The organism is Serratia sp. PL17 (genome assembly GCF_017832355.1).
Classification (GTDB): Bacteria; Pseudomonadota; Gammaproteobacteria; order Enterobacterales; family Enterobacteriaceae; genus Serratia.
In genome coordinates this window covers 481,459-491,903 of record NZ_JAFIBY010000002.1, presented here as the reverse complement: position 1 = coordinate 491,903, position 10,445 = coordinate 481,459, and the positions used below count along the sequence as shown (strand labels likewise).

The window sequence follows — 10,445 nt, the reverse complement described above, 5'->3', positions numbered from 1 at the left end:
TGTAATGATTTCAGTTAAACCATTCATTGTTTAACGATGATATTTTCCTGCGATGGATCAACATGTTGCATCTGCAGTTTTTCAGTAGCGATACGCTCTACCCGACTGTGATCCCCAAGAGCATTCTCTTCCAGAATCAGGTTGCGCCACTCAATGTCCAGAGCGTCTCTCTCTAAAACAAGCTGTTCGCGTTCGGCGGTCAATAAACGCGTGCGGTGCGCGGTGGTCACCACGAACACCGCAGATACCAGCGAAGCAATCAGCAAAATCAATGGGATCTTGGCGTTGCGCAGCAAATCACCGCCAATGACCCCGACCAAACCGTGACGCTCGTTGCCAATCACGCTGACATCCTCTCGGCAATACGCAGCACCGAGCTGCGCGCACGTGGGTTTTCTGCGACTTCGGCATCGCCAGGCATCATCTTGCCCAGCGCCTTGAGCGTGCGCCCGCCCATGCTGCGCAGCTGCTCTTCAGTCAGCGGAATACCCGCAGGTACCTGAGCACCGCGGCTATGATGGCGCATGAAGCGTTTAACAATGCGATCTTCTAACGAGTGGAAGCTGATGACAGACAGGCGTCCCTGTGGTGCCAGTACTTCCAACGCGCCGTCCAGCGCACGTTCAATCTCTTCCAGTTCACTGTTGATATAGATGCGGATCGCCTGGAAACTGCGGGTTGCCGGATGCTTATGCTTATCCCGGAACGGGCTGGCATTGGCGATCAAATCAGCCAGTTCTTTGGTCCGTGTCATTGGCTCAACGAGGTTTCTTTCTACGATGGCGCGAGCAATGCGCTTGGCGAAGCGCTCTTCACCGAAGGTTTTCAACACCCAGGCAATGTCGTCTGCTTCCGCTTTCATCAACCACTCAGCAGCCGACTGGCCGCTCGATGAGTCCATGCGCATATCCAGCGGACCGTCACGCATGAAGGAAAATCCGCGTTCTGCGTCATCAAGCTGTGGGGAAGAAACGCCCAGGTCGAGCAAAATACCGTCAATCTGCCCCACTAATTCGCGTTCCCGCACATAGTGTGACAAATCGGAGAAGGGGCCGTGTACGATGCTAAAACGAGGATCTTCAATAGACTTGGCGGCTGCAATCGCCTGTGGGTCGCGGTCAATTGCCAGCAAACGTCCTTCCGGCCCTAGCTGGGACAGAATCAGACGCGAATGGCCACCGCGGCCAAAAGTACCGTCGATATATATGCCGTTACTGCGAATATTGAGGCCGTTAACCGCCTCATCCAACAGTACGGTAGTGTGTTTATAATTTTCCAACATGCTTATAGCGACAAGTCCTGTAGCCGCTCAGACAACGGTTCCTGAGTCGACTGTTCTGCGTCAATATCATCCTTGACTTGTTGATACCAGGTCTGTTCATCCCACAGCTCAAACTTGTTGAACTGCCCGACCAGCATCACTTCTTTTGTAAGCCCGGCGTGCTGACGTAGCGTAGTGGCTAACAACAACCGACCGGCACTGTCCATCTGACACTCACTGGCATGTCCCAACAACAGGCGCTGAACGCGGCGCTCGGCGGGATTCATACTCGACAGACGGGATAACTTTTGTTCAATAATTTCCCATTCGGGCAGTGGATAAAGCAGCAGGCAGGGCTGGTGGAGGTCAATGGTACAGACCATTTGGCCTTGCGATTGCTCGTTCAGCAAATCCCGATAACGGGTCGGTACGGCAAGCCGCCCTTTGCTGTCGAGGTTAACCATCGTTGCTCCACGGAACATTCCTGAGTTACCCCTTCACGACCGTTTTCACCACTTTACCCCACAAATTCCCACATAATGGAGTTTACGGAGGGTATGAAAACCTTGTCAAGCCAGAGCGCCAGCGCTTTGGCAATATTTCTTCAGTCATTTTGGGAGCTAGCTCGCGAAAGGAACGCGATTTATTAGATGATTAAAAATTAACATCATGATAAACGGGGAGAATTTTCTAAGCGGAAAGAACGTGATTAAAAACCTGACAAATCGGCGATTAATTAACTCAATACTTCCTTCTGCAATCGATGTCTCATTTTTCAGCTCGGCAATCACAGCCCTGTAACCCCGCGCGAGCCGCAGCGGGCAAGGCCCAGCGTCACCTCACCCTAAAGGTAAAATATGTCATAAGCTATTGAGTTAATAACGCTCAATGGTTATTTCACCCCAAGACGGGCGCTATTTTACTTCAATTAATGCGCCAGTGATCAGTCCGGCAGGAAAATAAATCACTCGGATATTACGAGGCGAGCCAATTCCGATTTAAATCAATTTAGTAAGATTATTCTCAAAACACCTGTTTACAATTATGGTTTCATTTCCTTACATCATTTATTCCCACAATTTTTAGTGAGAATAATTGCCTCGTGACCAAAATCAACACAACTCATTGTTTTTTATTGAATAGTTAGAATGCATCCCTTTTTAATCCCTTCGCGCCATATTCTTCTCCATTCTCTCAGCACAAAAACCACACAAGGCACTCAAATAAAAATATTCGACTACTTAATCAACGCATGACGAAAGCGTAAACTACATAAAGAATTAAAAACCAGATTTAACAACTAAAAATTAAATAATTAACAGAGCATTAACCAATAATCACGGAGATTGCATTATGCTTTCGCCTGTCCCACATTGGCGTAGCGCCGCCGCCGATACCTTTGCACTGGTGGTGTACTGTTTCATTGCCGGTATGGCAATAGAAATTCTGGTATCCGGCATGAGTTTCCAGCAGTCGCTTTCATCTCGTTTGCTGTCGATCCCCGTCAATATCCTGATCGCCTGGCCTTATGGCCGCTATCGTGATGCCTTTATCGGCGTCGCCAAACGCCTTCGCGGCCATCCTTTTTTACTGCGCAACCTTGCCGACTTGCTGGCCTATGTCAGTTTCCAATCGCCGGTTTACGCGGCCATATTGTGGAGTGTGGGTGCCGACGGACAGCAAATCATGACGGCAGTAGCCAGCAACGCGGTGGTTTCAATGGCGATGGGCGTGGTGTATGGCTACTTTCTCGAATATTGCAGAAAGTTGTTCAGAGTGGCGGGGTACGTATAAAGGGATTCGGCAGGAGTGCGAAACAGCACTCCTGCCTGAAGATTATTTCCGGCTCAGGCTACCGCGGCGGAAAAGATTACGACGAATTCGCGTCAGACCTGGTTTAGGTTTACGTGGTTCATCCAGGCTGGCCAAGACCAGCTCCAGCACGCGTTCGGCCACATCCCGGTGCCGCTGCGCAACCGCCAAGACAGGGCATTCAAGGAAGTCCAACAGCTCATGATCGCCAAAGGTGGCGATGGCCAGATCGGTCGGCAAGCGGCCACGTTGTTTCAGCGTGACGTCCATCACCCCTTGCAACAAAGAGAATGAAGTGGTGAACAATGCTTGTGGCATTGGATGCGTTTTCAGCCATTCGGCAAACAATACCCCCGCAGCTTCACGTTCATAGCTGTTGGCATACAGATAATCGACGTGCCGTTCGTCATCCTGCCAGGCCTGGCGGAAGCCTTGTTCACGCAGGAAGCTAACGGAAAGCTCCGGCAGCGCCCCCAAATACAGAACGGACTCTGCCGGGAAGGTACGCAGTTCCTGCGCCAACGCGAAAGAGTCTTCTTGGTCAGCCCCGACAACGCTAATGAAGTGTTCGCGATCCAACGCTCGGTCCAAAGCGATAATCGGCAAGGGATCGTTAGCCCAACGCTGATAGAACGGATGCTCCGGTGGCAAGGCGGTGGAAACGATAAGCGCATCGACCTGACGTTGCAACAGGTGCTCAATACAGCGCATTTCGTTATCCGGCTGATCTTCCGAACAGGCAATCAGCAACTGGTAGCCGCGTTGACGCGCCTGGCGCTCCAAATAGTTGGCAATCCGGGTATAGCTGGTATTTTCCAGATCCGGTATCACCAAACCGATTGAACGGGTCCGCCCAGCGCGTAATCCTGCCGCGACGGCATTTGGGTGATAGTTGTGCTCCCTGACCACGGCCATCACTTTTTCGACGGTTTTATCGCTGACACGATACTGCTTCGCCTTGCCGTTGATGACATAACTGGCCGTGGTGCGCGAAACGCCTGCGAGACGCGCGATTTCATCCAGTTTCACGTTAACCCCTTTTGACGCTAAAAATAGAAGTGAAAGCGATACCCGTCATACTTGAAACTGCCCCTGCGTTGACTACGCTCACTTATCCGAATCACTTACCACAGTAAGCTCATCGGGATGCGTTCCCTTGCCGCCTTGATGCAGCTCCAATTATCTTGGGTATATACTTGGATTAACCATCGCATCCTGTGCGGGTATTCAATCCAGCCTCTGCGATCTAACAGCAGAAAACACTGCTGAGCAACCGCTTTTGCCGAAAGGTGCCAGCAAACAGGCAAAAAACACCGAAAAACAAAGGGCGCAGCCCGTGCCGCGCCCCTAAATCCTACTACGTGGAACTTCAACGCATGATTTTGTCGCCACGCGACACGCCAACCACACCGGAGCGCGCCACCTCAACGATCTCTGCCACCTCACGCACCGCGTTAAGGAAAGCATCCAGCTTATCGCTGGTACCGGCCAACTGAACGGTGTAAAGCGTGGCGGTGACATCAACGATTTGGCCGCGGAAAATATCAGCGCAGCGCTTCACTTCTTCACGGCCATAACCGCTGGCTTGTAACTTCACCAACATGATTTCACGTTCAACGTGTGCACCCTGCACCAGTTCGCTAACGCGCAGCACGTCGACCAGCTTATGCAGTTGCTTTTCGATCTGCTCTAGCACTTTCTCATCACCGACGGTTTGAATCGTCATGCGTGAGAGCGTGGGATCGTCAGTCGGTGCAACCGTCAGGCTTTCGATGTTGTAACCACGCTGAGAAAACAACCCCACCACACGCGATAACGCACCAGACTCGTTTTCCAGCAATACAGATAAAATACGGCGCATGATCAGGTCCTCTCCGTTTTGCTTAACCACATTTCGTCCATGCTTCCACCACGAATCTGCATTGGATAGACATGTTCGGTTTCATCGACGGTCACATCGACAAATACCAGGCGTTCTTTTTCGGCCAGCGCCTGCGCCAGCTTGCTTTCCAGCTCATCCGGCGTACGAATGGCAATGCCTACGTGGCCGTACGCCTCTGCCAGCTTGACAAAGTCCGGCAGGGAATCCATATAAGATTGGGAGTGGCGGCCGGAGTAAATCATGTCTTGCCACTGTTTCACCATACCCAGATAACGGTTGTTCAGGTTCACTACGATCACCGGCAGGTTGTATTGCAGTGCGGTGGACAGTTCCTGAATGTTCATCTGGATGCTGCCGTCGCCGGTCACGCAGACCACAGTTTCGTCAGGCAACGCCAGCTTTACACCCAGTGCCGCCGGCAGACCAAAGCCCATGGTGCCAAGCCCACCGGAGTTGATCCAACGACGCGGCTTATCGAATGGGTAGTAAAGTGCGGCGAACATCTGGTGCTGACCGACATCGGAAGTCACATAAGCGTCCCCTTTCGTCAGCCGGTGCAGGGTTTCGATCACTGCCTGCGGTTTAATGGTACCGCTGTTTTTGTCGTAGCCCAGACAGTCGCGCGCGCGCCACTGCTCAATTGACTGCCACCAATCACGCAACGCGTCGTGATCCTGCGCTTTGTCTTCCTGCGCCAACAGCTCCAACATCTGGGTCAACACCTGTTTGGCATCGCCGACAATGGGAATATCGGCGTCAACCGTCTTGGATATTGACGTAGGGTCGATGTCGATGTGCAGTACGGTTGCGTCCGGACAGTATTTGGCCAGATTATTGGTAGTACGATCGTCAAAACGCACGCCGACGGCAAAGATCACGTCGGAATTGTGCATGGTTTTGTTGGCTTCATAAGTCCCGTGCATGCCGAGCATGCCAACGCTCTGGCGATGCGTACCAGGAAACGCGCCCAACCCCATCAGGGTACAGGTGACCGGCAGACTCAGTTTTTCTGCCAGTTCCAACAGTTCTGCGTCGCAGGCGGAGTTGATCGCGCCACCACCGACATACATGACGGGTTTTTTGGCCGACAAGATGGTGTGCAATGCGCGTTTGATCTGCCCACGATGCCCCTGCACCGTTGGATTATAGGAACGCATACTCACTTCATCCGGGTAAGCATAAGGCATTCTCACCGCAGGACCCACGATGTCCTTCGGCAGGTCAATCACGACGGGACCAGGACGGCCCGTAGAAGCCAGATAAAAAGCTTTCTTCAGTACGCCGGGAATATCTTCGGTGCGTTTCACCAAGAAGCTGTGCTTTACCACCGGACGGGAAATCCCGACCATGTCACATTCTTGGAAAGCATCGTAACCAATCAGTGAGCTGGGAACCTGGCCGGAAAGCACCACCATAGGGATAGAGTCCATATAGGCAGTCGCAATACCCGTGATCGCATTGGTTGCCCCGGGGCCGGACGTCACCAACACCACCCCCACTTCACCGGTCGCACGCGCATAGCCATCGGCCATATGCACGGCACCTTGCTCATGACGAACCAATATGTGATCGATTCCTCCAACCGTATGCAGGGCGTCGTAAATATCGAGCACCGCCCCGCCGGGATAACCGAATACATGCTTAACGCCCTGATCAATCAACGATCGGACGACCATCTCGGCTCCTGACAACATCTCCATGGGTTTGCCTCCAGGCTAACTTATTCTTATCTGGCGCCGGAACGTGACGCCTGCTGTGGGGCAATACCCCAAAATTTTTATGGATTGACTATAACCCATTAACATAACGTCAGAATATGAGGCAGGCAAACGGCAAAATGACACAACGAGTGAAGGGTTACTGCTACAGGCTGGGGATCGGGGAATTTACAGAAACAATGCACTAGCCACGGGCAAATCAAGCTAGGCATTGTTTCAGTCAGGCGAGGAATTACAGAACTATATCAGGCAAGGATTATGCTGTTTTTTCGCCGAACAATCCGCCCGGCGACAATAGCGGATCTACTCCTGGTACATAGAATCGATTTCACGCTGATAGCGCTGTGAAATGACCTTGCGGCGCAGTTTCAGCGTTGGCGTCAATTCGCCCAACTCCATAGAGAAAGCGGCAGGCAACAAGGTAAACCTTTTTACCTGCTCAAAACGCGCCAGCTCTTTTTGCATCTCACGCAGGCGGCTTTCAAACATGTCCAGGATATGGCTATTGCGCAACAACTCAATACGATCCTGATACTTCAGGTTGATGGACTTGGCGTACTCTTCCAGAGACTCAAAGCTGGGCACAATCAAAGCAGAAACAAATTTACGCGCATCGGCGATGATAGCCACCTGTTCGATAAAACGATCCTGTGCCAACGTGCCTTCCAGCATCTGCGGCGCAATATACTTACCGCCAGAGGTTTTCATCAGATCTTTAAGGCGCTCGGTAATGAACAGGTTACCGCCTTCATCAATGGCGCCGGCGTCACCCGTTTTCAGCCAACCGTCTTCAGTAAAGCTGTCAGCCGTTTCCAATGGTTTATTGAAATAACCACGCATCACTATTGGACCACGTACCTGGATTTCATTCTCCTGCCCAATACGCACTTCAATTCCCGGTAAGGGTTTACCAATTGAGCCAAAGCGGAAGTTACTTTCTTCCCAACAGGAAACGGTGGCGCACGTCTCAGTCATGCCATAACCGTACTTGATGTTAACGCCCATCGCCTGAAAGAACAGAATGACGTTGTCGTCAAGTTTGGCACCTGCCGCTGGTAAGAAACGCACCCGCCCGCCAAGAATGCCACGTAGCTTACTCAGCACTAGCTTATCGGCCCAGCGATGGGAAAGATCAAACAGCTTACCTAAAGGTTTACCGGCACGTTCCTGCAAGAATTTGCGCTCACCGCAGACAATGGCCCAATGGAACAGCGCACGACGCAGCCAAGGTGCACGTGCCACCTTTTCATGCACTGCACTGAAGATTTTTTCATAGAAACGCGGCACGGCGCACATCAGTGTCGGACGTACCGACGCCATGGCTTCACGCACCCAGTCGGTATTGGGTAAAAATACGTTCTGGGCGCCGGAATGCATGATAAAAAAGCTCCAAGCGCGTTCAAACACATGTGACATTGGCAAGAAACTGAGAGAAACATCCTCTTCATTCACCGTCAGTCGCTCATCGTGCAGGTAAAGTTGCGCAGCCAGATTACGATAATCCAGCATGACCCCTTTTGGTTCACCGGTGGTGCCAGAGGTATAGATCAGTGTGAACAGATCGCCCAAATCGCAATCGGCGATACGCTGCTGCCGCTGCGATTCAACAGCGGCAAGGTCAGCTTCACGCTCGAAGGTACTCAGGTGCTGTGCAATTTCACAGCCGTGCAGATCGACAGCGTCATCAAACACAATAATGTGGCTTAGTTGCGGGCATACGCCACGCAATGCAATAGCGGCATCCAATTGGGCCTGCTCACCAACAAACAGAATGCGTACATCAGCATCATTGATGATAAAAGCCGCCTGAGCCGCCGTGTTAGTGGCATACAACGGTACGCTAACGCCACGCAATTGCAGAATCGCCAAATCAACCAGTGACCAAGCCATGCAGTTGTTGGCAAAAATGGCGATACGTTCCTGTACGTCAATGCCCAACGCCAGCAACGCACTTGCGATGTGACTGATATGCGCGTCGACCTGTCGCCAGGTCAACTGTGTCTCACCATCAGGTGACCATTGGCGAAAAGCTGTGCGATCGGCACGGTGGGAAACTTGATGCTGTATACGGTGAGTTAAATGGTATTGCAGCAGATTATTGATCATAGCGCTCTAAGCCTGAAATGAATCAAACAGTTAACCTTGGGCAGGACGACATATCCCGCATCTCAGCTTACACGTGTTTACTTTTTTTCGCGCAGTCTACCTACTCTCTGGCAGCGGGAAAAGAGATTTCAGCGTCGAAGTGTGCGCCAAAACCAAGATTAATTTCATCACGTCCATTCATTTGGACAGAAAGAAGGTTAAAAGGTTTGATTCAGGCTACGAAATGCATGTCTGGCAGCAGCACCTTACCAACAGGTAAAAACACCAATCACAATTAAAATATCAGGATATAATTTCGCATTGGAAAATTTTGGTAAAACTATCGAAAAAATAAAGAAGTGGTTAATGAAAAAGACTTAACTCAAGATATATCTTAGATAAGCCCAAGATAATTCCTAATAAACAAACAGCGAAAATTATTCCCCCAATCGGGAGATAGCCGCCTTAGGGGATAATAACCCGTTACTTACTCAGTGGTCTCGGGCTGACTCAGCATGGATTTCAACCATTGATGCCCCTTATCGCGTTCAGCTGATTCATGCCAAGAAAGATAGCATGTTGCTTTTTCCTCAATCCAAGGCAAGGGAATACATCTTAACTGTAATTTTTCGGCTTGCTGCTGAGCTAACCAAGCAGGAACAATAGCCACCATATCTGTATTGGAGACAATGCTCAGTACACTATATAAGTCCGTACACTGCTGGGTGATGACACGCCGCATCGTTTCTTTTATATAGTAAGGTTTACTGAATGAATAGAATCCCTCAAGCGATACTACAGCGTGCTGTTCCGATACAAGTTGTTCCTGTGTGATGTTAGCGTCAATTCTCGGATGTTTCTGGGCTAAGACTAACGTCAGCTCATCCTCAAAAAGCACAACATTGTTAAACTCTGTAGATTCAAAGTTTGCATAACCAATGACAAACTCCACATCCTGATAACGCAATTGGTTGTCAATGTTACTTGTTATATAAGAATTTATTTTCAAATGCATTTGCGGTGCCATTTCTTTCACACGGTTGATTATTGCCGCCCCCAAACGCAAATCAAGCGGGCTGCACAATGCAACAGAGAAAATGCGCTCGCTGGTCACAGGCTCAAATTCCGCCCCTGGCAATTCATTTTGCACAAGCTGCAACGCCTGGCGCATCGGGCCAAACAGCTGTTTGGCACGCACTGTGGGCTGAATGCCGCGCCCACATCGCACAAAAAGCTCGTCATTAAACATCAGTTTCAAACGCGCGACAGCGTTACTCACCGCGGGTTGTGACATCCCCAAAAAGCTTGCCGCCCGCGTAATGTTCTGCATTTGCATAACCGCGTCAAACACCGTGAGCAGGTTCAGATCGACGCTACGCAGGTGTATTTCACTCACACATTGATCAATAACAACCTCTGAATTTAATTCCGACATATCTCACTCCACTAAGTCCTATTTAGATAACTCAAACGAATATAATCAAAGCAATGATTGAAACATCACTCTCTGAATCACACACGAAAAGTTAGTTGCCCATCGCCTCTATTTAAAAAATGGCTTGAACATCATCCCATATAAAAACGTGATTAAAGATTAAATACTGACGTATATCTCGATTATTTTCTTGGTTGCAGACAGAAAAACCGCATTAAAAACCCAACAAACAGTCATAATATAACTCGCAGT

Annotated in this window: 9 protein-coding genes; 1 reads left to right on the top strand and 8 read right to left on the bottom strand. The window is 50.3% G+C overall.

Annotation, left to right across the window (positions count from 1 at the left end; genetic code table 11):
- Nucleotides 1–23: 23 nt before the first annotated feature.
- The 3 genes from ftsL to mraZ are packed head-to-tail and all read right to left on the bottom strand — an operon-like array spanning nucleotide 24 to nucleotide 1,743.
- The gene (gene ftsL / locus JOE25_RS11010; RefSeq protein ID WP_012005204.1) at nucleotides 24–344 is read right to left on the bottom strand and encodes a cell division protein FtsL; all 321 of its coding nucleotides are present in this window, start codon (nucleotides 342–344) and stop codon (nucleotides 24–26) included.
- Entirely contained in the window at nucleotides 341–1,282 is a 942-nt protein-coding gene (gene rsmH, locus JOE25_RS11005; protein WP_209635062.1) for a 16S rRNA (cytosine(1402)-N(4))-methyltransferase RsmH, read from the bottom strand. Before rsmH ends, ftsL begins: the two co-directional genes overlap by 4 nt.
- 2 nt (nucleotides 1,283–1,284) lie before the next feature.
- Nucleotides 1,285–1,743: a division/cell wall cluster transcriptional repressor MraZ gene (mraZ, locus tag JOE25_RS11000; RefSeq protein ID WP_037420797.1), complete on the bottom strand. Its 459-nt coding sequence runs from the start codon at nucleotides 1,741–1,743 to the stop codon at nucleotides 1,285–1,287.
- 871 nt (nucleotides 1,744–2,614) lie between these two features.
- Between mraZ and JOE25_RS10995 the strand changes: the two genes are divergently transcribed.
- Entirely contained in the window at nucleotides 2,615–3,055 is a 441-nt protein-coding gene (locus JOE25_RS10995; protein WP_209635060.1) for an L-alanine exporter AlaE, read from the top strand.
- A 42-nt stretch (nucleotides 3,056–3,097) separates the two neighbouring features.
- Here JOE25_RS10995 and cra read toward each other — a convergent pair whose 3' ends face one another.
- From cra to leuO, 5 genes are all read right to left on the bottom strand, one after another.
- Nucleotides 3,098–4,102, bottom strand: coding sequence for a catabolite repressor/activator (gene cra, locus JOE25_RS10990; protein WP_020825201.1), 1,005 nt, complete (start codon nucleotides 4,100–4,102; stop codon nucleotides 3,098–3,100).
- Nucleotides 4,103–4,442: 340 nt separating this feature from the next.
- Complete coding sequence (ilvN, locus tag JOE25_RS10985; protein ID WP_004950121.1) at nucleotides 4,443–4,934, bottom strand: acetolactate synthase small subunit; 492 nt, start codon at nucleotides 4,932–4,934, stop codon at nucleotides 4,443–4,445.
- Nucleotides 4,935–4,936: 2 nt separating this feature from the next.
- On the bottom strand, nucleotides 4,937–6,655 hold the full coding sequence (ilvI, locus tag JOE25_RS10980) for an acetolactate synthase 3 large subunit (RefSeq protein WP_209635057.1): 1,719 nt from the start codon (nucleotides 6,653–6,655) through the stop codon (nucleotides 4,937–4,939).
- Nucleotides 6,656–6,976: 321 nt separating this feature from the next.
- Entirely contained in the window at nucleotides 6,977–8,779 is a 1,803-nt protein-coding gene (locus JOE25_RS10975; protein ID WP_209635055.1) for a long-chain fatty acid--CoA ligase, read from the bottom strand.
- Nucleotides 8,780–9,245: 466 nt separating this feature from the next.
- Nucleotides 9,246–10,193, bottom strand: a complete 948-nt coding sequence (gene leuO, locus JOE25_RS10970; protein WP_209635053.1) for a transcriptional regulator LeuO — start codon at nucleotides 10,191–10,193, stop codon at nucleotides 9,246–9,248.
- Between the last annotated feature and the right edge of the window lie 252 nt (nucleotides 10,194–10,445).

Bases quoted from the DNA above. Each gene is read 5' to 3' on its own strand.
- rsmH (WP_209635062.1), bottom strand. From the start codon at position 1,282: ATGTTGGAAAATTATAAACACACTACCGTACTGTTGGATGAGGCGGTT.
- mraZ (WP_037420797.1), bottom strand. From the start codon at position 1,743: ATGTTCCGTGGAGCAACGATGGTTAACCTCGACAGCAAAGGGCGGCTT.
- JOE25_RS10995 (WP_209635060.1), top strand. From the start codon at position 2,615: ATGCTTTCGCCTGTCCCACATTGGCGTAGCGCCGCCGCCGATACCTTT.
- ilvN (WP_004950121.1), bottom strand. From the start codon at position 4,934: ATGCGCCGTATTTTATCTGTATTGCTGGAAAACGAGTCTGGTGCGTTA.
- ilvI (WP_209635057.1), bottom strand. From the start codon at position 6,655: ATGGAGATGTTGTCAGGAGCCGAGATGGTCGTCCGATCGTTGATTGAT.
- JOE25_RS10975 (WP_209635055.1), bottom strand. From the start codon at position 8,779: ATGATCAATAATCTGCTGCAATACCATTTAACTCACCGTATACAGCAT.
- leuO (WP_209635053.1), bottom strand. From the start codon at position 10,193: ATGTCGGAATTAAATTCAGAGGTTGTTATTGATCAATGTGTGAGTGAA.